This window comes from Acetomicrobium hydrogeniformans ATCC BAA-1850 (assembly GCF_000160455.2).
Lineage (GTDB): Bacteria > Synergistota > Synergistia > Synergistales > Acetomicrobiaceae > Acetomicrobium > Acetomicrobium thermoterrenum.
Window position 1 is genome coordinate 1,262,156 of the sequence record NZ_ACJX03000001.1, and the last position, 22,764, is coordinate 1,284,919.

At 46.9% G+C, this 22,764-nt stretch carries 26 protein-coding genes and 3 tRNA genes; all 29 read left to right on the forward strand.

Annotated elements, in window-relative coordinates:
- Positions 1–40: 40 nt before the first annotated feature.
- The 29 genes from HMPREF1705_RS06190 (at position 41) to lptG (ending at position 22,762) form a co-directional block, all read left to right on the forward strand.
- Positions 41–2,062, forward strand: a complete 2,022-nt coding sequence (locus HMPREF1705_RS06190; RefSeq protein ID WP_009201664.1) for a chemotaxis protein CheA — start codon at positions 41–43, stop codon at positions 2,060–2,062.
- Positions 2,063–2,084: 22 nt separating this feature from the next.
- The gene (locus HMPREF1705_RS06195) at positions 2,085–2,717 is read left to right on the forward strand and encodes a chemotaxis protein CheC (protein WP_009201663.1); all 633 of its coding nucleotides are present in this window, start codon (positions 2,085–2,087) and stop codon (positions 2,715–2,717) included.
- A 4-nt stretch (positions 2,718–2,721) separates the two neighbouring features.
- Entirely contained in the window at positions 2,722–3,213 is a 492-nt protein-coding gene (locus HMPREF1705_RS06200) for a chemotaxis protein CheD (protein WP_009201662.1), read from the forward strand.
- Positions 3,214–3,237: 24 nt separating this feature from the next.
- Positions 3,238–4,278 carry a hypothetical protein gene (locus HMPREF1705_RS06205; protein ID WP_009201661.1) on the forward strand — a complete coding sequence of 347 codons (1,041 nt, stop codon included), beginning with the start codon at positions 3,238–3,240 and terminating at the stop codon, positions 4,276–4,278.
- 5 nt (positions 4,279–4,283) lie between these two features.
- Entirely contained in the window at positions 4,284–5,039 is a 756-nt protein-coding gene (locus HMPREF1705_RS06210; protein WP_009201660.1) for a sigma-70 family RNA polymerase sigma factor, read from the forward strand.
- 27 nt (positions 5,040–5,066) lie between these two features.
- On the forward strand, positions 5,067–6,659 hold the full coding sequence (locus HMPREF1705_RS06215) for a DUF342 domain-containing protein (protein ID WP_040348210.1): 1,593 nt from the start codon (positions 5,067–5,069) through the stop codon (positions 6,657–6,659).
- 14 nt (positions 6,660–6,673) lie between these two features.
- Positions 6,674–6,991 carry a hypothetical protein gene (locus tag HMPREF1705_RS06220; protein ID WP_009201658.1) on the forward strand — a complete coding sequence of 106 codons (318 nt, stop codon included), beginning with the start codon at positions 6,674–6,676 and terminating at the stop codon, positions 6,989–6,991.
- The gene (locus HMPREF1705_RS06225; protein WP_009201657.1) at positions 6,984–7,571 is read left to right on the forward strand and encodes a hypothetical protein; all 588 of its coding nucleotides are present in this window, start codon (positions 6,984–6,986) and stop codon (positions 7,569–7,571) included. Before HMPREF1705_RS06220 ends, HMPREF1705_RS06225 begins: the two co-directional genes overlap by 8 nt.
- Positions 7,572–7,584: 13 nt before the next feature.
- Positions 7,585–8,193, forward strand: a complete 609-nt coding sequence (locus tag HMPREF1705_RS06230; protein ID WP_131725252.1) for a hypothetical protein — start codon at positions 7,585–7,587, stop codon at positions 8,191–8,193.
- Between the two features lie 93 nt (positions 8,194–8,286).
- The gene (locus tag HMPREF1705_RS06235) at positions 8,287–8,718 is read left to right on the forward strand and encodes a S1 RNA-binding domain-containing protein (protein ID WP_050767862.1); all 432 of its coding nucleotides are present in this window, start codon (positions 8,287–8,289) and stop codon (positions 8,716–8,718) included.
- Positions 8,687–9,319 (forward strand): DUF501 domain-containing protein, encoded by a 633-nt coding sequence (locus tag HMPREF1705_RS06240; protein ID WP_009201654.1) that lies wholly within the window; start codon positions 8,687–8,689, stop codon positions 9,317–9,319. The genes HMPREF1705_RS06235 and HMPREF1705_RS06240 overlap by 32 nt, the downstream gene beginning before the upstream one ends.
- A gap of 11 nt (positions 9,320–9,330) precedes the next feature.
- Entirely contained in the window at positions 9,331–10,278 is a 948-nt protein-coding gene (locus HMPREF1705_RS06245; protein ID WP_009201653.1) for a Ppx/GppA phosphatase family protein, read from the forward strand.
- On the forward strand, positions 10,275–11,684 hold the full coding sequence (gene argH, locus HMPREF1705_RS06250) for an argininosuccinate lyase (protein WP_009201652.1): 1,410 nt from the start codon (positions 10,275–10,277) through the stop codon (positions 11,682–11,684). Before HMPREF1705_RS06245 ends, argH begins: the two co-directional genes overlap by 4 nt.
- Positions 11,685–11,751: 67 nt before the next feature.
- A tRNA-Lys gene (locus HMPREF1705_RS06255) sits at positions 11,752–11,827 on the forward strand.
- A gap of 28 nt (positions 11,828–11,855) precedes the next feature.
- Positions 11,856–11,931: transfer RNA gene (locus HMPREF1705_RS06260), tRNA-Glu, on the forward strand.
- Between the two features lie 14 nt (positions 11,932–11,945).
- A tRNA-Thr gene (locus HMPREF1705_RS06265) sits at positions 11,946–12,021 on the forward strand.
- Positions 12,022–12,060: 39 nt separating this feature from the next.
- Positions 12,061–12,558 carry a flagellar assembly protein FliW gene (fliW, locus tag HMPREF1705_RS06270; protein WP_057940816.1) on the forward strand — a complete coding sequence of 166 codons (498 nt, stop codon included), beginning with the start codon at positions 12,061–12,063 and terminating at the stop codon, positions 12,556–12,558.
- The gene (gene csrA, locus HMPREF1705_RS06275; RefSeq protein ID WP_009201651.1) at positions 12,559–12,801 is read left to right on the forward strand and encodes a carbon storage regulator CsrA; all 243 of its coding nucleotides are present in this window, start codon (positions 12,559–12,561) and stop codon (positions 12,799–12,801) included.
- A gap of 125 nt (positions 12,802–12,926) precedes the next feature.
- The gene (locus HMPREF1705_RS06280; protein WP_009201650.1) at positions 12,927–13,574 is read left to right on the forward strand and encodes a histidine phosphatase family protein; all 648 of its coding nucleotides are present in this window, start codon (positions 12,927–12,929) and stop codon (positions 13,572–13,574) included.
- 22 nt (positions 13,575–13,596) lie between these two features.
- The gene (locus HMPREF1705_RS06285) at positions 13,597–14,166 is read left to right on the forward strand and encodes a sigma-70 family RNA polymerase sigma factor (protein ID WP_009201649.1); all 570 of its coding nucleotides are present in this window, start codon (positions 13,597–13,599) and stop codon (positions 14,164–14,166) included.
- Positions 14,167–14,198: 32 nt separating this feature from the next.
- On the forward strand, positions 14,199–14,849 hold the full coding sequence (locus HMPREF1705_RS06290) for a hypothetical protein (protein WP_040348206.1): 651 nt from the start codon (positions 14,199–14,201) through the stop codon (positions 14,847–14,849).
- Positions 14,850–14,865: 16 nt separating this feature from the next.
- A complete protein-coding gene (locus HMPREF1705_RS06295) occupies positions 14,866–16,740 on the forward strand; it encodes a BamA/OMP85 family outer membrane protein (protein WP_009201647.1) in 1,875 nt (624 codons plus the stop codon).
- A gap of 93 nt (positions 16,741–16,833) precedes the next feature.
- Positions 16,834–17,997: a hypothetical protein gene (locus HMPREF1705_RS06300; RefSeq protein WP_242603554.1), complete on the forward strand. Its 1,164-nt coding sequence runs from the start codon at positions 16,834–16,836 to the stop codon at positions 17,995–17,997.
- A gap of 22 nt (positions 17,998–18,019) precedes the next feature.
- Complete coding sequence (gene lpxD / locus HMPREF1705_RS06305; protein WP_009201645.1) at positions 18,020–19,087, forward strand: UDP-3-O-(3-hydroxymyristoyl)glucosamine N-acyltransferase; 1,068 nt, start codon at positions 18,020–18,022, stop codon at positions 19,085–19,087.
- Complete coding sequence (gene lpxC / locus HMPREF1705_RS06310; RefSeq protein ID WP_009201644.1) at positions 19,047–19,898, forward strand: UDP-3-O-acyl-N-acetylglucosamine deacetylase; 852 nt, start codon at positions 19,047–19,049, stop codon at positions 19,896–19,898. Before lpxD ends, lpxC begins: the two co-directional genes overlap by 41 nt.
- Positions 19,895–20,362 (forward strand): 3-hydroxyacyl-ACP dehydratase FabZ, encoded by a 468-nt coding sequence (gene fabZ, locus HMPREF1705_RS06315; protein ID WP_009201643.1) that lies wholly within the window; start codon positions 19,895–19,897, stop codon positions 20,360–20,362. Before lpxC ends, fabZ begins: the two co-directional genes overlap by 4 nt.
- Before the next feature lie 2 nt (positions 20,363–20,364).
- Positions 20,365–21,186 (forward strand): acyl-ACP--UDP-N-acetylglucosamine O-acyltransferase, encoded by an 822-nt coding sequence (lpxA, locus tag HMPREF1705_RS06320; RefSeq protein WP_009201642.1) that lies wholly within the window; start codon positions 20,365–20,367, stop codon positions 21,184–21,186.
- Positions 21,173–21,643, forward strand: a complete 471-nt coding sequence (locus HMPREF1705_RS06325) for a KdsC family phosphatase (protein WP_009201641.1) — start codon at positions 21,173–21,175, stop codon at positions 21,641–21,643. Before lpxA ends, HMPREF1705_RS06325 begins: the two co-directional genes overlap by 14 nt.
- A gap of 9 nt (positions 21,644–21,652) precedes the next feature.
- A complete protein-coding gene (gene lptG, locus HMPREF1705_RS06330; RefSeq protein ID WP_009201640.1) occupies positions 21,653–22,762 on the forward strand; it encodes an LPS export ABC transporter permease LptG in 1,110 nt (369 codons plus the stop codon).
- Positions 22,763–22,764: the final 2 nt, after the last annotated feature.

Sequence of the window (22,764 nt, forward strand, 5' to 3'; positions counted from 1 at the left end):
ATGATATCCAAAGATAAGTCAAAGAACGGAGCTGAGGGCCATGGATATGAGCGAATATTTGAGTGCTTTTTTAGATGAATCAAGTGATCAGTTAGAGCAATTGAACGATTTGATTTTGCTTTTGGAGAAGGATCCTCAATCTAGGGATACGGTAAACGAGATATTCCGCATAGCCCATACGCTTAAAGGCATGGCGGCTGCCATGGGATATGAAGGGATCGCAAATTTGACCCATGCCCTAGAAGACATGTTAGACATGGTCAGGAACGGTGAATATCAGTTGAGGGTAGAGGATATCGATTTGATATTTAAATGCCTGGATTTGCTTTCTGCTGCGGTTGGGGAAATTCGCGAAAAAGGTAATGAGGGAGAGATGGGAAGACAGCTTAGCGAGATGGCGAAGAGGATTAAATCTAAGCTTGCTCATGGATCCGCAATCCAAAAAAAAGAGGAGTCTGCTGAGATCGATGCCTGGGACGCCTTGGAACATGGGTGGTTTGACAAGGCTCGCGAGCAGGGGCTGGATGTATATAAAATTACGATTAAAATTGCCTCCGACTGCGCTTTAAAATCTGCAAGGGCTTTCTTGGTTCTCACGCGTCTTGAAGAAGCGGGAGAGGTAATAAAAACTCAACCGTCTGTCGAAGATCTTGAAAGAGAAAATTTTGGCGATGGTTTCGTTCTATACTTTATTACTAAGGAACCAAAGGAAGAGATAGAAAAGATTTTGTCCTCTATATCTGATATTAGCCTCTTTTGCGTTGAGTTAATAGACGCCGATGAAGATTCCTCGAAATCGAAGCCTAATGAGCAAAATCAAGAAGAGTTCGAGGTTAAACCGCAGATTAAAGATAATGTGAAGATGAATAGAATTAATGAAAGTTTGAATTCCATAAAACAGCAACAGACTACGACCGTCAGGGTTGATATAGGCAGACTGGATAAACTTATGAATTTAGTAGGCGAATTAGTCATTGGAAGGGCACGTATCGAGCGGTTGGCTGCAGAAGCAGGACTGAGCGAGTTCGAGGAACCCTTATTACAGCTTGGTAGGATATCGACGGAAATTCAGGAAATAGTTACGAAGTTGAGGATGGTCCCGGTTGCCTACGTATTCGACAGATTTCCCCGGATGGTTCGCGATCTGTGCAGAAACTTGGGAAAGGAAGCGGAGCTGTTCATAGAAGGCAGCGAAACGGAACTCGACAGGACGGTAATAGATGAGATAGGAGATCCCATGATCCATCTTCTGCGAAATGCTTTGGATCACGGTATAGAGACGCCACAGGAAAGAATCTCCAAAGGAAAACCACGCAAGGGTTCCATCACGATAGCGGCATTTCAAGAGGGCAATAGTGTGCTAATAGAAGTGATGGACGACGGTCGGGGTATTGACCCTGGGGAAATAAAAAAGAAAGCCGTGGAGAAAGGGGTTATAACGAAAGAGGAAGCTGAATTTATGCCGGAAGACGAGGCGCTGGCGCTTGTGTGTCTTCCCGGGTTCAGTACCTCCGAAAAGGTAACGGATCTTTCCGGACGGGGAGTCGGAATGGACGTGGTTAAGAATAAAGTGGAGTCCCTTGGAGGGCAATTCCATATCACTTCAAAAGTAGATGAAGGCACTAAAGTGACGATCAAACTTCCTCTGACCCTCGCCATTGTCCTTGCCCTTTTGATTCGAATAGGAGATGAAACTTACGCCATATCCTTAGAGAATGTCGAAGAGACATTATTGGTCGATAAAAGCGATACAAAGTACGTTCACGGTTCTTTGGTAACTACCGTAAGGGGGGAGATATTGTCCCTTCATAATTTAAAGACGTTATTAAATTACCCCGGAGAATTAGATGACAAGGAAGAGTTCCCTGTGGTCGTTGTCCGCGTTGGGGCTAGCGGTAAACGCCGCGGTCTTATTGTGGATGAATTAATAGGACAGCAGGATATAGTTATAAAACCACTGGGAAAGTTGCTCTCAAAGGTGCGCGGTATGGCCGGGGCTACTATTTTGGGAGATGGCAAGGTGGCGTTGATATTGGACGTTGCCGGTGTCGGAAATTGGTAGCGGATAAGCGGGAGATGCTGGGATGGAGTACAATGAACTGGAAGGTCTGAGCTCTTTTCATCTTGACGTTATAAGAGAAACGGTCAATATCGGAGCGGGTAATGCAGCCACTGCTTTGTCACAGCTTTTAGGGTCTGTTGTTACCATGGATGTTCCTAAGGCTGAATTGGTATCGATATACGATATTTCCGACAGATACGCATCTCCTACGGAATTGGTTTGCGCCGTTTACCTTCGGTTCGAGGGAGAGATATCGGGCAACATGCTGTGGATCATGAACGAAGAAGTGTCCGGTCAACTTGTGAAGGTGTTGGCTAAAAAGAATTTGGGAAATATATCGGTTGAACAGTTGAACGAAGTTACAGACAGTTTATTGGTGGAAGTAGGAAATATTGTTTTAAGTTCCTTTTTAAATGCCATCAGCTCTATGATTAATTCTTCATTGCCCGTCACCGTCCCGGCCATTGCTCACGATATGTTGGGGGCCATACTCGACCTGTTGGCTGCTTACTATGGCATGGTAGGGGATGTTGCTATAGTCTCGGAGGCGAATCTTAGAATCATGGATTATGAAACTCCTATGAATGGCCATGTGATGCTTTTGCCGGATCCTCAGAGTTTGTCCATGCTTCTTTCCAAGCTGGGGGTGCTTTAAAAACATGGCTGGAGTTTATCACGTAGGAATGGGAGAAATTGTCGTTGCAAAGCACCCTGTTATATTGACTTCCCTGGGTTTGGGGTCCTGCCTTGGGCTTGTAATATATGATGAAATTGCGAAGGTCGCAGGAATGAGTCATATAATGTTGCCCGAGAATCATGAGGGAAGGGAAGTTAAAAAATTTGGCAAGTACGCCGATACGGCCATTCCCAAATTAATCGAGGAATTGATCGCCCTGGGGGCCTTGAGGTCCAGGCTAAAGGCTAAAATGGCCGGAGGTGCTCAGATGTTTTCAATCCCAGGAAAGAATTCAGGTTCCTTTTTGGCTATTGGCGAGCGCAACATCGAGGCGACCAAGAAGATGCTTAGTAATTTCGGCATATCATTGGTCGCTTATGACGTTGGCGGAAATAAAGGGCGTAGCGTCGAGTTTTATACAGATAACTGGATCATGGTAGTAAAGGTGATAGGGTCTGAAGTAAAAAGAATTTAACGAGTTGGGAGGAGCTGGTAAGTAGTGGGCGATCCAGAAAAAAGCCAAAAAATAGAAGCAATAGAAGAAAATGAAAAGCAACCTAACGAAACTTTGATCCAGCTTCTTTCAAATCAAACAGGAGTTTCCGCAGAAGAAATCAAATCAATATTTGTTCAAAGCGAAGGCAATATACAAAAGGTTATCGAAATTATCAAAGAAGTGGCACCTTCTTATGTAGCAATTAAAGGAAAACTTCAACCTCGAAGGAAGGGAGAGTTAAACGGCGTTTTTTGCTTGGTGGCAAGAGGTGTGACTGGAGAGATGTTAGCCTACGAAAGCTGGATTGGTCCCAAGGATTTGCCTGAGGATTTTGATGTTAAAGCAACATGGGAATCAGTTCATTCATATATTATATCAAATAAAGATGTTCATGATAATTACGCCAAGCGGCAATTTGACAAAATAATAGACAGACTCTTTCCTCATACTACTTTGAATAAGCTCTTTATGTCACACATCAATGTGGAACAGCTCCAAAGAAACATCACGAGGGAGACAGGAGATATTCTAAGATTCGATACGGTTGTCGAAATCGATGTTGAAAAATTTAATGAAATAAGATATAGGTTATCTCCTCTTGGGAAAAAAACTGAAGAAAAGCCAGATTTAGAAGAGAAACAACAGGAAGAATCGAACGTTGGATTCCAAAGTATATCGTTGGCATGCCTGCCAAGATTAGACGCAGTGAACGGGAAGCCCGTAGCAGATTTACAAAAGGGCGATATGGTTGAAGTAGCAATAACATCTAACAATCCCTTAGGAAAGTTTATGAACAGATTGTTTGCGAAAAACGATGTTAACCCTAAGTTTAAGGTGAAATCTCTTCAGCAGCTTCCAAGCGGAGAGTATTTGGTGCGTCTTCATATTTCCGACGATATAGAAGGGATTTTTAAAGGTTCCGGCGAGCTTAAGGTAAGTGTTATTGCCGACGAGAAAGAGCTACCGAAAAGGGCAACCTATTACGTTTTTGTGTCTATTATTCTTTTTGTTATATTGTTTTTATACCTGGTTTTTAGGAGGTAGCAGTTTTGGGCAAGAAGCCTACAAAGGACGTTTTGGACGAGATATGGCGAAAATATGTCGATACTCGGTCGGAAGCCATCAAAGAGGAGATAGTTGGGTTATTTCTTCCTTTAGTTCGCTATGTTGTGGGAAGGATGTCGATTGTCATTCCCCCGGGCTTAAGTCAGGACGATCTTTTGAGTTTTGGTGCGATGGGATTGCTCGATGCCATAGACAGGTACGATCCTTCTCGTGGAGTATCATTTAACACTTTTGCCTTTTCTCGCATCAGAGGAGCTATTTTAGATGAACTCAGGAGGTATGATTGGCTGTCCAGAGGGGCTAGAGACAAAATACAACGTTTGGAAAAAGCTATAGCGGAGATGAACGAACAAGGTCTTAAGGCAAACGATGAGATGCTAATGGAAAAGCTCCAGATGGACGAAAAAGAATTAAGATGGCTTTATGAGTTGATGAGTCGAAGCTACGTGGTTTCCCTCGACGAGGTGATCTCTTTAGATGAGGGTGATGTAGAAAGGAGCGCCCTCGTTCCCGACACATCGCCAAACCCGGAGGAGTATATGGAGGCGATGGAGGATTGCGACACATTAAAAGGGGCACTGGAAAAGCTGGAAGAAAGGGAACAGCTGGTTTTGTCGCTATATTACTATGAAGGGCTTACCTTTAAAGAAATAGGAGAGGTCTTGGGTGTTACCGAATCCAGGGTATCTCAGATTCACGGAAAAGCTTTGGCCATGCTTAAAACCTTGTTGGGGAAATAAATACGGAAGATACGCGGGGTGAATCATGTGAGCTCTCGTCCTTTTTCCATATATGTGCGGGAAGACGGAGTGTATCTCGAGGTAGAACCGGAAACTGAGGTTAGCTTTATAGAGATAATGAGCCTTCTTAAGCGCAGAGGTATTGAAGTCGACGAAAAATTGATTGATGAAATAATTAAAGAACATAGGGGCGAGGTTCTAAAAATCTCTGACGAAGTGCCCGTTAGCGCCAAAGAGGCTACCATAGAGGTTGAAATTTCGGAAGACGGCCTTGCCGCCTCGGTTCACATTATTCCACCCCTTGACGAGTCGGCATGGCCCTCTCCTCAGGATATCGAGGAAGAATTGAGAAAGAGAGGCATAACCTTTGGCTTAAAAAAAGATATCATCGAAAAAATCTGCGCCGAGAAAATAGCGCATCAGAGAATAGTCGTTGCGGAAGGAATTGAGCCGATTGATGGCGAGGATGCAGAAATAAAGGTTAAGGTAGATATTGAAAGGTTGAAACCAAAGATCGAAGACCCCAGCGTCTCGAGGGTGGATTTGCGCGAGCTTGGTGCCGTCATAAATGTATTTAAGGGTCAGGAACTGGCCGAGAAAATACCTCTCAAACAGGGGCGGGATGGCATAAGCGTTTTGGGAAAACCCATAAAGGCCCGGCAGGCTAAGGATAGGAATTTACCAAAGGGCAATAATACCGAAATCACGGAAGACGGGCTGAAGTTAATAGCGACCATTGATGGTAATTTAGTCGTAAGAGACGGAAAGTTACACGTCTTGCCTGTGTATGAGGTTGATGGCGACGTAGACTACAGCGTGGGCAATATAAATTTCATTGGCAGTGTCATCGTTAAGGGTTCGGTGCGGGACGGCTTTACCGTAGTTGCTGGTTCGGATATACAGGTCGGAGGGGTGGTCGAAGCCGCTACATTGCGGGCCGGAGGCAAAATATTGATACGAGGCGGCATAAGGGGTATGGGAAAGGCTTACGTCGAAGGGGAATCCGACGTCATGGCTTTATTCATTGATCAGACTAACGTTAGGAGCAACAGCAACGTAATAGTCGAAAGGTCCATAATGCACAGTACCGTGATGGCTACCGAGAAAATCTCTGTCATGGGCGGCAGAAAAGGCATGATTGTCGGTGGCAGCTGCTCGGCCGGTTTTGAGGTATCCTGCATCACTCTTGGAAACGATATAGGAACCAAGACGGAGATCCAGGTAGGGGTGTCGCCTACGGTTCAGCAGGAGCTCAAAAATGTGACCGGAACCCTCGAGGATTTGGAGGGAAAGCTCAACAGCATCGAGAACAATTTGAACTATATCAAAAGGTTGGAGATGCAAGGCAGGATAGACCAATCAAAAAAAGCGCTCATGTTGCAGCTATCCAAGGCAAAGCTGCAACTTCAGTCAAATATAGAATTTTACAGAACAGAAAAACAGAAATTGGAGCAAGAGATGGCCAAGACAACAGAGGCATGTAGGGTAAAGGTTAAAGGTTCCTGCTATCCTGGCGTTATCATCAATATGAGAGGTATTAGCTACATTGTTAGAGAAAAGATGGACTACGTGATATTTTACTTTGATAAGGGAGAGATAAAGTTCACTTCCTATTCATAATGTGGTGATGGGTCATGTTGCGACCGATTCAGTGGCAAATAGCTATGTTAAGGACGGGGCAGGAAACGCATTTGTCAAAAGATGCGGCCTCTTCGGCATCTCAGTTTGCAATGAGACAGGAGGCGGTAGAAGAATCTGTGCGGGAACAGGAGCAGGTGAAGCGCAAAGAAAATACATCCGGTGCGAATAAATTAGGGGTCAATAACAGGAGGTCCGAAGAAGATGGCGGCCGGCGCCGTAAAAGCAAGGAGAACAAAGAAAAAGGGGCACCAAATGATGAGGATGCAGAGGCAATAGAGGACGAATACGAGGGATTGGACATATATGCCTAAGGCGCAGGCGGAATCGAAGAAGGACCTTTTACTGGGGTATTTATATATTTTGCTTTTAAGTGACAAAGACTTATATTCTGGCGCCGTTATGATTACCGATATTAGAGGTATACCGGTTGATTTCAAATACGTTGACCCAATAAAGTTTACAAGGCTTGAAAAAGTGTTGTACGGCGATGCTCTTGATGCATATTTGAAAGAAGAGTTGATACTGCATAATTTGCTCAAATCACTCGAAAAAAAGCCGCATGTTCTCATATGCCAAGATCCGTCGCTGGTAAAGCTCTCTAGATCTTTGCTTAAATCTCCTGTTTTGCACCTCGAGCCTCATTCGGGGACACCCTTAGAAAGCGCAGGAATGTTCGAAAAGTTGTCCGAGGGGGATTGCTATCTCCTTCAGGTGGAAGAGGTTGGACCTCCTTTAAGGGCCTACTTTGGTGTCGTTCCTGAGGAATCGGAGGTAAAGGGTCTTTCTTTTATGCTTACAGAGGCTTCTCGTTACATGGACTTGCTCGAGCCATTTCAGCGAATAGCAAAAGCGCTGGATGTGATTATAGAGGAAAGCCATGGGAAGCCATAGCCAGAAGGGTAGTTTGAAACAAGACCTTTTTCGACTGTTGTTCGGTAAAGTTAAGGTATGTTCACATCGTTTTGACCACAAATCTTTTGAGGTTGTAAATGCTTCGCTTATAGCCGAGGTGATATCCCTAAATCCGGATATTGAAGCTGAATGCAAAAGTTGGGTTCTTTCCCGGTCTGCTGAGGCAAAACCACAAAAATTTTCCTTGAATATCGATTTAATAAAAGTAAAAAGGGTCACCCTTTCGTCTCTTGATGTAACGATTAAGAAATTAAAGAGATTAAGAGATGTTTCTATCTGTTCAAACTTGATTTTTTGTTCCCTGTTGCCTCAAGTGAGAAAAAATAGGATAATTTCCTTCAGAAGTGGAGGTTTTTGGGGGAAGGGGACTATTCCCATTGCCCTGTTTTACCCTATAATAAAAGATAAGGTATTGAAATTAGTTTTAAGCAAAAAGGAAGGCATGCTTTTGGTGTGGTATTCTAAGGAATCGGAAAAAGGTGAGCCCTATTGTTTGTTTTTGTGTCGTAAGATTGACAAAGGGGCGGAGCAAAGCGATATCCTTTGGCAATGGGTTCCACTAAAGGATAAATGTAGCGGAGGTGGTCGGCTCACGCTTTAGGGATATAGGGTAAAAGGATACAGCAAGTCGGGATTATCGAGATATAAGTTGTGAAAAATGTTAATTACTAAAAATGGAGGTATAGTTTATCAGATGAGCAACGAGCAAGAGGTAATCACCTCGGCAAAGGTCAACGAAGTTGTCAAGTGCGTGGTGGAGAGGATAACTCCCTATGGGGCTTTCGTTAAGATCCAGAACGGGCAGAGGGGAATGATCCATATTTCGGAGATATCTCAAGGCTACGTGAAAAAAGTGGAAGATGTACTTTCCTTGGGCCAGGAAGTCGAAGCCAAGGTGATAAAGATAGACGAAAGAGGTCGCATAGACCTTTCTCTGAAAGCTCTTGGTTCCGCCGGGGAACGGGCTGAACTTCAGGCTAAAACTTCCCATCAGCACAACGAGGATGATTTCGAGAAAAAGCTGACGAAGTTCATGAAGCTGAGCGACGAAAAGATCTCCGATCTCTATCAAAAAATTGGAGACGGTAAAAAAAGTGGCAGGCGCAAGGCCGGAAGCAAAAGGTAAGACACTTCAAAACAACCTTTCAAAAATAAAGGGGCTTTTACAGCCCCTTTTGTATATTCAGCAAATCTTTCCCGGGGACGAAAGGGTTATTTTGCGCCAAATGAGGGGCAGAAATTTCAATTCCTCCATCGCCGTTGGAATTGTAAAGCGTTGCAGATTGGGCAAGCCTCAAGTTTTACTCTGCGCCCCCTTATTCGAATTAAAGCCCTTTCCCACCACCTTTTGGCTGTCCTGTCCCTATCTGGTAAGTATGTGCGGTAAAGAGGAGGCTGCAGGGGGAGTAAAGCAGCTCGAAAGTTACGCCAAAAATTATATCGATTCGGAAAGATGGATTAATTTTAATGTAAAACACGGCGTCATTAGGCTTTTTTTGTTGTCGGAAGGAGAAAAGTTATTTCTTTCTAAAGTAGGCAAAAACATATTTGACAGGCTCCGCCTCTCTGGCATCGGGGGTATGGGTTGTCCTGTTGAAATGAGAATGAAATGCCTGCACCTTCAGGTTGCCTCATGGCTCGCCCTTGGAGAACATCCTGCGGAAGGTTGGCTTAAGGGTCGCTTCACAGAGCTTGAGTGCGATAATCCCGATAGATATTGCACTTAATTGGTTTGGAGATGAACATTTTGTCTCGTTACGCTACTATAGATATAGGGTCTAATTCCTTGAGATTTCTGGCTGTGGAAAGTTGTGCTGACAGTTTGTATTATCTTGATTCCGGGATCTGGACGGTTCGTTTGGCCGAAGGAATGGGAAAGGGCAAGTACGAAATTAAGGAAAAGGCTTTAGAAAGGACTATGGCTGCTTTGGAAGAGGTTTGTCATCGGCTGGACCGATTGTCCGTATCTTTAAAAAGGAGGCTTTTGTTTACCACCGAGTCCTTGAGATCCTCTCTAAACGTTTCGGATGCAATGGGTTTTATTGAGGAACGAGCGGGTTTGAAGGTCAGAATTTTAGAGGGTTGGGAAGAGGCTTTTTACAGCTTTAAGGGGGCTCTGCTGGGGACAGGGCTGAGCGATCCTCTCGTTTTCGACTTGGGAGGAGGCAGTTTGGAGATTTCGGACGGGAAGGAAGGCTTTTCTTTACCTATGGGTGCTTTAAGGGTTAAAAACCTCTTTGGCGAAGACGAAGAGGCGATAAAGGGTTACGTCAGGTCCGGCTTAAAAGGTCTATTCGAAAAACCTTCAAGGAGAGAAAGCGCAAAATCATTCATTGGGGTGGGGGGAACTTCCTCTGCAGCCGTAATGATCTTGAAAAAAATAGCCGTCAATTCCTATCATCCCTCGAAGGTCCACGGAAGCATGGTGAAGGTCGATGATATAAGGGATTTGATCCTAGCTTTGAAGAATATGAAGCCGGAAGAGAGAAAATCCGTAGCGGGCTTAGAGCCTAGCAGATCGGATATCATAGTGAGTGGACTTTGCGTCATAGAGGCACTTCTTGAATTTTTCGGGGCAAGTTGTTATTTTCATAGCGAGTGCGACCTTCTTTGGGGATTGGCGGCAGAGATGGTCGAAAGCCGTGAGGCGAAAAAGCTATACGATGTAGTTTGGAGGTGTGAGTGAGGTTGTGGAAAGGTCGGTTTAGCGAAGATATGGCAGATGTGGTGGTGAATTTCACCCAATCTCTGGACATGGATTGGGATCTTGTAGAAGCCGATATAGAGGGAAGCAAAGCTCACGTAAGGGTTTTGGCATCGGCCGACCTGATAACGGAAGAAGAGAAAATGGCCCTATTGAAGGGTTTGGATCAGGTGTTGAGCGAGATAAAAAACGGGACCTTTAAGCCTTTGATGGAGCTTGAGGACGTTCATATGAATATAGAGGCCCGCCTTACAGAGATTTTGGGCGAAAGGGGTAAAAAGCTTCATACCGGAAGAAGCCGCAACGATCAAATAGCCACGACGTTGCGAATTTTTTTGAGGGGGCAGCTCGTCGGAATAGGAAGTAAAATGAGAAATCTCCTCGAGTCTTTGTTGGATAACGCCGAAAGGCATATCGATTTCGTAGTGCCGGGATATACCCACTTGCAAAGAGCTCAACCGATAAGCATGGGGCATTATTGGATGTCCCATTTTTGGGCTTTTCACCGAGATTCCTCGCGTCTCATGGCAGCGCTTGAAGCACTGGATGAGTGCCCCTTGGGCTCTGCGGCTCTGGCGGGATCCACTATTCCTTTGAATAGGCACTTATCGGCGGAGTTGCTCAAATTTTCTAAGCCCACAGAAAACAGCATCGATTCAATAGCAAGCCGCGACTATTTAGCGGACTTTCACCACTTTGCGTCGATGTTCTCAATTCACTGCAGCAGATTGGCGGAGGATCTGATAATATACAACACCGATGAATTTGGCATAGTTAAATTGCCCGATTCCTTTTGTACAGGTTCCAGCATAATGCCGCAGAAGAAAAATCCTGACGTTCTTGAACTGATTCGCGGTAAGGCCGGACAGATTCTGGCCGGCTACGTCGATCTTCTGGTTGTGTTGAAAGGCCTTCCTCTGGCGTACAACAGGGATTTGCAGGAAGACAAGAGGAGCTTAATGAGGAGCCTGCGAACCCTGCACGGCATTTTAGATGTCTTGCCCCAACTTATTTCAAGAATAGAAGTTGACCTCACGGCAGCGTCGAGGGCCCTTGAAGATGGCTACATCCTGGCCACGGATATAGCGGAATTTCTTGTTTTGAAGGGCGTACCCTTCAGAAGCGCCCACGAATTGGTGGGAAAGGCCGTGAAGTGGTGTTTAAAAGAAGGCAAAAGCCTTTCTTCTCTCTCAATGGAGGAGTGGCGAAACCTTATACCTCAATTTGACGAGAATATCTTCGGATGCTTAAACCCCAAATCATCTGTGGAAAGGCGCAAGACCTACGGGGGGACTGCCTTTTCTGAAGTGAAGCGACAGGTGGAGAAAGGGAAGACTTTGTTGGGGGAAATGGAAAAAAATTTGGCGACCTGGGGCGAAAGATGTTGACTATTTCTTCGACCTGTGATAATTTCCTATTGCTCGCTCGGAGCAGTATGAGGTAATTTGAATGAGGGGGCCGTTAGCTCAGGTGGCAGAGCACCGGACTTTTAATCCGGGTGTCGCAGGTTCGAATCCTGCACGGCTCACCATTACAAAATTTAAGCAGTTCATTGAAGCGGTCCCATCGTCTAGAGGCCTAGGACACCGCCCTTTCAAGGCGGCGGCACGGGTTCGAATCCCGTTGGGACCGCCATTGTATAGTTGTAGGCCGGTGTAGCTCAACAGGCAGAGCAGCGCACTCGTAATGCGCAGGTTGGCGGTTCAAGTCCGCCCGCCGGCTCCAGTTTTTATGTTCAATATGCCAAAACCGGAGGCATTTCTTATGACAAAGCTTCAAACCCCGAGGTTCGGGCTCCTCGAGTTTCAAGAAGGAGATGTTATCTTTTTTCCAAAAGGCATTCCCGGCTTCGAAGATCACAGGAAGTGGATATTGGTGGGGGATGATGAAAACCCTATAAAATGGCTTCAAAGCCTAGACGATGAAGACGTTGCCCTTCCCGTTTTACCCCCAAGTCTGGTCAGTTCCGATTACGATCCCCAACTATTAGAAGCTGACGTGAGAGAATTGAAAGCGACTGCGAAGGATTTACACCTCTTCGTGGTGGTGTCCGTACCGGAGGATGCACCTTGGGATGCCACGGTGAATCTGAGGGCTCCGATAATCATCAATTCCAATGAACGCTTGGGAAAGCAGGTTATAAGTCAGAGGGAAGATTATAAGATAAAGCATCACCTTTTTGACGAAATCATAAGAGATAGGATGAAAAGTGCCTTCCTTGAGGCCGGAAGCCAAACTCCGACCGAGGGAGGTGCCTCTTAGATGCTAGTTCTTTCGAGAAAAGAGGGCGAATCCCTGATGCTTAACGATACAATTGAAGTGATGGTCGTGGAGATAGGGAAGGGGCAAGTTCGTTTGGGCATCAGGGCGCCAAAGGATGTCTTGATTCTGCGCAAGGAGCTTACCGAGGAGGTAGCCCTTTCAAATAAACTTTCGGCTAAAACTAAAGATCTTCACGTTTTGGGATCTTTGATGAAAAAGTCCAACCCGAATAATGATAGTTGAAGCCTTTTTGTAAAAGAAGTATAAAAACAGGCCTCCCGATATCGGGAGGCCTGTTTTCTTGGATGAATTTACGAAGACTTTTGACGTAAAAATCTTTATAATAACAAGCAATGAGGTGATACATCGTGAGGCGTCTCATATTTTTGCGCCATGGCAAGACAGAGTGGAACGGGCAATTTCGATATCAGGGCAAAACCGATGTTCCTCTTAACGACGAAGGTCGCATGCAGGCCGACCGGACGGCATTGAGATTGAATTCCCTAAAGGTTGACGTCATATATGCAAGCGTGCTTTCCCGTGCAAGAGAAACTGCCGAAAGAGTATCAAGGCATTTAGGCACACCTTTGGGCGGTTTGCTGGAAGAACTGGTGGAAATGGATTTTGGCAATTGGGAAGGGATGCAGGTAGCAGAAGTAGAAAATGCCTACAAAGAAGTTTACGCTCAGTGGAGAAAATTCCCCGAAAAGGTCAAAATCCCCGGCGGGGAAAGCTTCGTTGAAGTTGTGGAGCGCGTTAATCGGGGAATGAAGAAAATTTTGGACGACGGAGGCGAAAACGTCTTGATCGTTGCCCACGGAGGTTCCATAAGGGCTGCCCTAACAGGATTTTTTGCGATGGATGCCTCTGCGGCCTGGAGGACAAGGATCGACAACTGCAGTTTGACCTCCCTTGAGCTCTGGAGGGATCGGGTAATGTTGAGCTTTACAAATGACACACTTCACCTTCTCGTCGAAGACCCCGATTTCGTTCGCAATCTTCCCGTTTTGATTTAACCTTCAAGAGGGGGATTTTACGATGGATGGTTACGAGCCAATTTATCCCGAAGGTGATACAACCTCCGAAGAAAATTTGTGGCAAAGGATAAAATTCGGTGACGAAAAAGCCAGGGAAGAAGTGATAATTTCTTATAGACCTATGGTTTTTTGGCTTGCTAAGAAGTTTCACGTACCCTCCGATTCCTATCAGGATTTGATACAGGAGGGAATGGTGGCACTAATCGAGGCAGTGGATAGGTACGATGCCAAAAGAGGTACTAAGTTCATCACCTACGCCTATTATCGTATTAAGGGACGTATGGTGAATTTTCTCGAAAGATCGGAAGCAAGAGCGCCCGAGCCCGTCGATATCGACGACCATCTCTACGAAAGCAATATGGCCAGCTTCGACGATGAGGGCTGGTTGATCGATCTTGAGGCGGCTATTCGATCTTTGAGCGAAAGAGAAGCTGAGATAGTAAAAGCCGTAGACTTAAACGGGTTATCCGTTAAGGAAGTTGCCCGGAAAAAGGGTGTCGATATAAGCTACATCTATAGGTTGAGGAGAAGGGCCATAGCGAAGCTAAAAAAGGTTTTGGGAGCAACTTAAGCGGTTTTTATTTTTATTTGGGGGGACTTACCGTGGAGAGACGTCTTTTGAGGATAAGACGTTGGATCGACAGAAGTATAGAGGCCTGCAGGCGAGGCAGGCCAAGGGATGTGGTCGTCGAACTTGAATGTGCCGAGGCGGAGATGCGAATCGCCAGGGAAGAAATTCTGACCCTCATATCAGGTTCAAAAAGCCATCGCATCTTTTTGCCGTTGAAGCAGGCCTTCGTGTCTATACTAGTGGCAGCTGTCTTTTTAGTAGCGCTGGCTTTGCCGACCTCTATGGAGGTGATCGAAGACAGCGGCAAAAGAGCGCAGGCTTCAAGGCCGAGAGATGTCGAATCCCTTCGTTTGAGTCTGATAACCGATGAAGAGGAAAGGCTTATCATGGCTTTGCGAAAAAGTTTAAGCGACACAAACCTGGGGCGCTTCTACGATCCGGGAGAAGCTTCCGTGGCTGAGGCGAAGCCCGAGGAAAAGGAAACCTTAAAGGGCAAAAAGGACGACCTTGGCAGGAAAGATTTTGCGAAAAACGGAAAAAATGAGTCAAAGGACTTACCCGAAGAGAAAAAGAGTGGTGTATCATTTGAGGAAGCCATGTTGGAGGATTTCTTGAGGTTGGTTCGCCTTGGAGAGAAAGCCCTCAAGGGTCAAGAAGAGGCTGCCGTAGAGTTTTCAAATTGAAGGAGTGATCTCGGGGATGAAATTTTTCACTAGAATCGTGATATTTAGCTTAGTTTTCATGCTTGTAAATTCACCCCTTGCTTTTGCCCAGACGATGCCCAACGTCGTGGCCGTAGAGGTAGAGGGCAATCGGCAGGTGGACACCAACTACATACTGTCAATAGTCGGCACAAAAGCAGGCCAACCAGCAGATCGGGAACAGATCGATAAGGATGTAGAGGCCATATATAATTTGGGCTTTTTCTCCTATGTCGACGTCAGAGTCGAGCCTGTAGCGGATGGCATCAAGGTAGTTTACGTGGTACAGGAAAACCCTGTCGTAAAGGAAATAAGGTTTGAAGGAAACGAAGTATATAGCGAGGATGAACTTAAAGAGCTTGTCTTTACGAAGCCGGGCAACATCTTCAACTCCGTCTTCTTCAGGCACGACCTCGAGAGAATCAGAAACAAATACCAGGATGACGGCTATGCGATGATGCGAGTGCGTGATGTGCAAATTGAAGAAGGCGTCATTACGGTAAAGATACTTGAACCCAAAGTCGGAGAAATTGCCGTGCAGGGAAACGAAAAAACCCAGACTTACGTTATAGAGCGGGAGATAAAGCTAAAACCGGGAGATCATTTCAACGCCAAGGTATTGAGACACTCCCTCAACAAGCTTCAGAGGATGGGGTACTTCGAGACGGTGAACGTCGGTTTCGAGCCCACTCAGGACCCCGCCTTCGTAAACATCATAGTCTCAGTGGAGGAGCAGAGAACCGGAAGGATTGGCCTTACCATAGGTCACGGCTCAAGCAGCGGATGGAGCGGCGGCTTGTCTTACGAGGACACCAACTGGAAGGGGTTGGGCCATACCGCGTCTGTCGGATTTGAGACGGGTAAACGGGACCAATATTGGATCACCTATGAAGAGCCCTTTATGGATGTCGATTATTACTCTTGGAGAGTAAACCTCTATAGGTGGGAGTGGGACGACATAGAAAACTACATAGGTGGGGAATCGGTCTTCGAGTACGAAGAAACCAGGACCGGCATATCCGTGGGAGCGGGCAAGAAGTTCAAACGCGATCCCAGGTTTAGCTGGTATGCAACGCTTGATTGGCACGATTCGGATATACCCTACGATGATATACGTTGGTACAGTGATTTCCTCATAGCGGCGGAGGAAGTTCGAAAGACTGATACCACCGGGAAATATAAAGACAAGACTGTGGAAGAAATTAAAAGGATATACTTCGACGAACACATGCAATCGGGAAAGACCTTCTCCATCACGGGCAGGCTGCAACGTTCTACTTTGGACGAGTATTTGAGCTATCCAAAGGGAGATGTCGTCAGCTTAAACGTAGAACAGGCGCTGGATTTCCTGGGCAGCGACTGGGACTTCACCAAATATTGGCTCGAAGCCAGATATTACACGCCCGTAACCAGAATAGGGGAGATCTTCGATATCGACCTTGGGACGGAAGACACGCCCGTGATTTTCGCCGCCCGCGTGAGGGCAGGCTTTTCAAGCGGCGAAATTCCATTCATGGATCATTATTTCTTGGGTGGAGACAGAGACCTTCGCGGTTACGAAGAGGACGAGTTTTACGGTACGGAGATGTTTTTGGCCAATTTCGAGTTGAGGATACCCATCGAGCAGGCCTTTGGGCTGGTATTCTTCTACGACGCCGGAAACGCCTGGGGGGATAGCGATCCTTTGATAGATCAACTTTATAGAACCGTAGGCCGTGGCGAAAGGCGGTCTTCCAGCTTCGACCTGTCGGATCTGCATGATTCTTACGGCATTGGAGTTCGCGTGAGAACACCCCTCGGCAACTTGCGCATAGATCTGGCCGAAGGAGAATACGAAACCTACACGCACTTCGGGTTCGGCGAGCTCTTCTAAAGATGGGTCATGAGGCAGCTTAGGGGGGCGACAAAAGGGATCTTTTTTCTCCTTCTTTGGGCGAGCTTTTTCTGCGGGGCCGCTCATGGGGATGTGAAAGTCTCTTTGACGGGACCTCCCGAATGGCTTGCTGTGGCAATGAGAGAAAGCGTCATTGCCGTCATGAATGAGATGCCCGACTACGAAGTGAGCCGACAGGAAAGACTTCTTCGCATGGTATCGGAGAGGATCTTCGAGGGATATGAAATAAAGCGTGTGAACATAACGGGAGAAAGAGAGGTATTTATGGACTTTGTGCCAAAGGCAAAGCCCAAATGGAAGGTCGCCATCTCCGCTCCCAGACTGAGACAACCCTGTGACGGCTGGTTTTTAAAGGATATTTCTGGGGTTGATGAAAAATTACAAAATATGCTGAAAGGCGTTCCCGTAGAGGCTTTAAAATGGGCTGATGAGGTGTTTTTGAGGGAAGTTAAAGGGATCGTCTCCTCCCGCCTTCCCGGTTGGGAGCCTCACGTTTTGGTGAGCCGAGAGGGCGATTTTCACGTTGTTAACATATCCTTCACGGCGACTCAGGATCTGATATTGGCCTTCGATGCCCACATTTTTTCCAGGTCCCTGCCCTCCTTTTGGCAGTATGACATGCGCGAGAAGATGGCTGAAAGCCTATCTCCCTTCGTCGGGATTCCCGTTAGCTGGGCTGCCAAGCACGAGAGGGATATAGAGCTTATTGTCGAGGAAAAATTGAAAGATATGTCATTTGCCGATACAGCAAAGATAGAAGTAGACACCGAATTTATGCCCTCGAGGATTGCAAGGGTCGAAACGAACGTAGAAAGCAAAAGATATGCATTCTACGTTTGGGGGGCAGCTTACGGCGGAACGGAGGACAAATCCACTGAACTGGGGTTGCACTTCGGACGTAAGGCACAACCTTTTCCATCTTGGGATGTGGAACTTTACGGAGAGGCCATCCTTTTTTTAGATGACGGAGACAGCGAAGAGAGGTTGGGGTTGAGGTGGTCTCCCTACAGAGATATTTGGTTGGGCACCGAGAGAGAACTTGAGGAAGATAAGACTTGGTATAGACTGTGGATAGAAGGCGGCATCAAGGCCTTTTACGCTTGGTGGCGCTATTCCGAGGATAGCGAAAACAATGCTGCATTGGGCTACCGCTTTACGGAACATCTTTCCTTGGAGATCTACCTGGATGAGCGAGACGATGACGAGGTCAGCGTGCGAGCGGTAGGCAATTTTTGAGGTTTTTGAAAGGAAGAGAGCTATGAAGAATTTCGACAGGGCCTGGAGTCTTTCCAAAGTTGCGACTTATTTGGAGGGCAGGTTGGCGGGAGATCCGGAAGAAGTCGTTTTGGGGATTGCTTCCCCCGAGGAGGCCGCCCCAAATTATCTATGCGTCGTGTGGGAGAAGAAGTGGCTTCAGAAGCTGGGGGAGAAGGTTTTTGTGATAGCTCCCGTAAATTGGTTGAGTCCCGGCCAAAGCGGAGTGGAGATCGAAGATCCGAAGAAGGCTTTGATTAAGTTGCTTTCCCTTTTCGAAAGACCGCGTTCCTCGCAAGGAGGCGTTCATCCTTCAGCCGTTGTACACGAAAGAGCTTCAGTGGATCCTTCCGCATATGTCGGTCCTTTGTGTGTAGTGGATGAGGGAGCCGTGATATCTGCTAACGCCATCCTTGAGGCACACGTTTATGTCGGAAAAAACGTCTTTATTGGCGAAGGTACTGTAATTGAACCAAATGTGAGTATATACCACGATGTAACCTTGAAAAAAAGGTGTCTCATCCATGCAGGCGCTTCCCTTGGTTGCGAAGGGTTCGGATTTTACAACGACAAAAAGGGCCTTATAAAGATTCCTCAAGTTGGAGGTTTGTTGGTGGAAGACGACGTCGAGATCGGTGCCCTGACGAGCATAGACAGGGGAACAGTCGGGGATACCCATATAGGTTCAGGCACCAAGATAGGAGACAGCGTCCATATAGGTCATAACGCAAAAATAGGCTCAAACTGCATAATAGTAGCCATGACCGGAATCGCCGGAAGCGCGGTAATAGAAGATAACGTGATTATGGCCGCCCAAAGCGGTGTCAAGGATCACGTAAAGGTAGGGAGAGGGACGATAGTGGCGGCCAAATCGGGGGTGACCAAGGACATTCCTCCGGGAATGATGGTCTCCGGTTTTCCGGCGAGAGACCACAGGGAAGAATTAAAGATTCAGGCGTTAATGCAGAAGTTGCCCGAAATATACGAAAGGCTCGTACACCTGGAACAAAAATTAGGAGCGAAAGATTGCGATGGCAAAAAGAACGACCCTTCGAAGAACAATAGAAGTTAAGGGCAAGGGGCTTCACAGCGGAAGGGAGAGCGCTATTACCTTGATTCCCTCCTATCGGGAAAGTGGTATAATGATCTGCGCTTCGAAGGGGAAAAATCTTTATCCCATCGGAGATTGTGAGCTTTTCTCGCCCGGCAGGTCTACCTGTCTTGTTTTGCCCGATGGCGAGATAATTTATACCGTGGAACATCTTCTGGCATCCCTTTATGGTATGGGTGTTGATGATGCAGTTGTAGTCGTAGAGGGAGGAGAAGTCCCCATATTTGACGGCAGCGCTTTGCCATGGGCGGAGCGCATAAAAGATGCCGGTCTGGCGGAGAAGGATGACGGCGAAGAAGAGCCCATAAACTTGTCATCTCCCCTGCTTGTGGAAGACGACGAGGCTGGGGCGTGGGTTGCTTGTTTTCCCTCCGATGTTCTAAAAGTGAGCTATATAATATCCTTTGATAACGACTTCATAGGGACGCAGGTCTTTTCTTCAGTCGTAACGGAGGAGACTTTCCTTAAAGATTTTGCTCCTGCCAGGACTTTCGTCAGGCTTGAAGATGTGGATGAGCTAAAAAAGCAGGGTTTGGCCTTAGGCGGTAGCCTGGACAATGCATTGGTGTTTGATGATAAGGGATTGGTAAACGATACTTTCTTGCGCTTTGAAAACGAATGCGTCAGGCACAAGGCGGTGGATCTGCTGGGGGATCTGTCTTTAGTGGGCAAGTTACTTTGCGCTCACGTCGTCGGGTTTAAGGCTGGCCACAGGCTGCATTTGCGGATGGTGGAACGTTTAAAACGGTTGTGCAGAGGTGATATGAGTTGACGATTGACGAGGATAAAATTGTTGATATTGATATCCATAAAATAATGAAGTGCCTTCCCCATCGCTATCCCTTTTTGCTTGTAGACAGGATTTTGGAGCTCGGCGAAGGGAAAATAGTAGGGCTAAAAAATGTCACCATCAACGAGCCCTTCTTTCAGGGACATTTCCCCGATGAGCCTGTCATGCCGGGCGTGCTTGTCTTGGAGGCCATGGGTCAGGTCGCTGCCATGATGATAGTGCTCCGTCCGGACATGCAGGGGATGGTCACCTATTTGACGGGAGTGGATAAGGCCAGGTTCCGCAGGCCCGTATGTCCTGGCGATCAGTTGATCACGGAAGCGCTGGTGTGTAAGTTAAGAGGGCGCGTTGGACAGGTTAAGGCCACAGCCAGGGTTAATGACGAAATGGCAGCCGAGGCGACGTTTAGCTTCGTGGTGGCCAAGAATTTATTACAGAAGGGGTAACTATGACGGTGACAATACATCCGACGGCAATAGTCTCTTCCGAAGCGGAGTTGGGGGAAGGGGTGGTGATTGGGCCCTATAGCATTATAGAGCCCAATGTTCGTATAGGGAGAAATACATACATTGGATCCTATGTCAGGATTCTAAGCAACGTCGAAATAGGTAGCGACTGCAGGATATACGAAAACACCATACTTGGCGGCGAACCTCAGGATCACTCCTTCAAAGGCGAGATGACTAAGGTCATCATCGGCGATCGAACGATTATAAGAGAAAACGTTACCGTGCATCGTGCCACGGGAAAGAACAATGTGACGCGAATAGGTGACGACGTATTTTTGATGGAAGGCGTCCATGTCGGGCATAACGTTAAAATAGGAAACCAAGTTACGGTGGCAAATAAAAGCGGACTTGCAGGGCATTGCGAAGTCGAAGATAACGCCAATTTGGGCGGAATGGTAGGTGTTCATCAGTTCGTAAAGATTGGTAAGTTGTGCATGGTTGGAGGCTTGTCAAAGGTCGTGAAGGATATTCCTCCCTTTACCATGGCAGACGGACGCCCGGCGAGGCTTTATGGGATAAACAGGATTGGCTTGCAGAGGGCCGGTTTCAATTCGACCCAGAGGGATCACGTAAAGAAAATATATAAAAGGCTTTACCATAACGGTCTTCCCTTACGGCAGGCGCTGGATTTGATTCGCAACGAAGACGTCGAAGACCCTATAGTGAGGGAAATCGTGAGCTTCTTAGAGAAATCGCGCAGAGGATTGGCGCCCTGGCCGAGAGTACGTCCTACGTGGGAGATGTCGAATGATGAAGATTAAGCTTTTGGCCATGGACGTGGATGGTACCTTGACCGATGGATCGGTATATATGGATGGAGAAGGACACGAATTCAAGCGCTTCGATATCCAGGATGGGATGGGTATTGCTCTCTTAAGGCGCGAGGGCATAGAAATAGCTTTAATAAGCGGCCGTTTTTCAGCGTCGACGGATCAGCGGGCCAAGGATCTAGGGATTTCTTTGGTCTTTAACGGCGTAAGGGATAAATTAGGCACCTTGAAGTCCTTAACCGAAAAATTGGGCTTGAGAGATGAGGAGGTAGCCTATATAGGCGACGACGTAAACGACATAGACTGTATCAAGTGGGCAGGCCTTGGCATTGCCGTTGCTAACGCGAGGCCTGAAGTCCTGGAAGCGGCCGGCTATATTACCAGGTCTTCTGGCGGCATGGGAGCTGTGAGGGAAGTGGCCGATTTATTGCTGAAAGAAGGAGTGTAGTTAGAGGTTATGGCTGAATTTCGCCTGAAATTTAGGTTATTGGATAAATTCATAATAACCGAATTTTATCCTACTTTCGTTTTTGGAGTAATGGTCTTTACCGTGCTTTTGGTTGCCGGCGACTTGCTTTTTGATATCGCCGATTTGCTCATCCAAAGCAGGGTTCCCTTCAGCATAGTAATCAGGCTTTTCGTATACCGCCTGCCCGGCGTGATAGTTCTCACCTTGCCTATGGCGGCTTTGCTTGCCACGATACTGAGCTTCGGAAAGCTGGCAACGCAATCGGAGCTCACAGCCCTCAGGGCTTCGGGGATTAGTTTTTATCGCATACTGCGCCCTGTATTCCTTGCAAGTATTTTAATTGGCGGCTTTGCCCTCCTTCTCAACGAAACCTTGGTGCCTTTGGCCGATAGGGCTGCCGATAATATAATGCGATACGAAGTTGCCAGGCAGAAACCATCCCTGCTCAAGGAGCAGATGTTTTTAAAGGAGGAGAGGGATGGCGCTCTGTCGAGAGTGATCTATATAGGCAAGCTGTTTCCCCAGGAGGGCAACATGGATGACGTCCTCATCCAGGAGTTTGAGTCGGGAGAAATTACCCGCATCTTGACGGCCAAAAACGGAGACTGGAAGGAGGGCCAATGGTGGCTTTACAACGGTCAGGTTTTTAATGTCACCAAGGAAGGATTCGTAGAGCCGCTTTTCAGTTTTGAAAAACAACAGCTGTCTCTGCCCCTGTCGCCTTCTCAAGTTGTAACGAGTTCGCAGGATCCGAAAAAAATGAGCGCCTTTGAACTGTATAACTATATAAAACTCATGAATGTACAGGGTTCTGACGTGAATTCGCTGTGGGTGCTGTTACACCTTAGGTTGGCTGTGCCCTGGGCAAGCGTGGTGCTGGCTTTGGTGGGAGCGTCCGTAGGAGCCGGAACAAGGAGGTCGGGCTCAGGAATGGGCATAGGGGTTTCTATCTTATTGGTTTTTGCCTACTATGTGTTCATGTCTTTCTGCCGTTCTCTGGGTCAGGGCGGTTATATTCCTCCCTTGTTGGCTGCCTGGATGCCCAACTTGATTTTCCTTGTGTGTGGCGCCTTTATGGTTAAAGGGGCTAACAGGTGAAG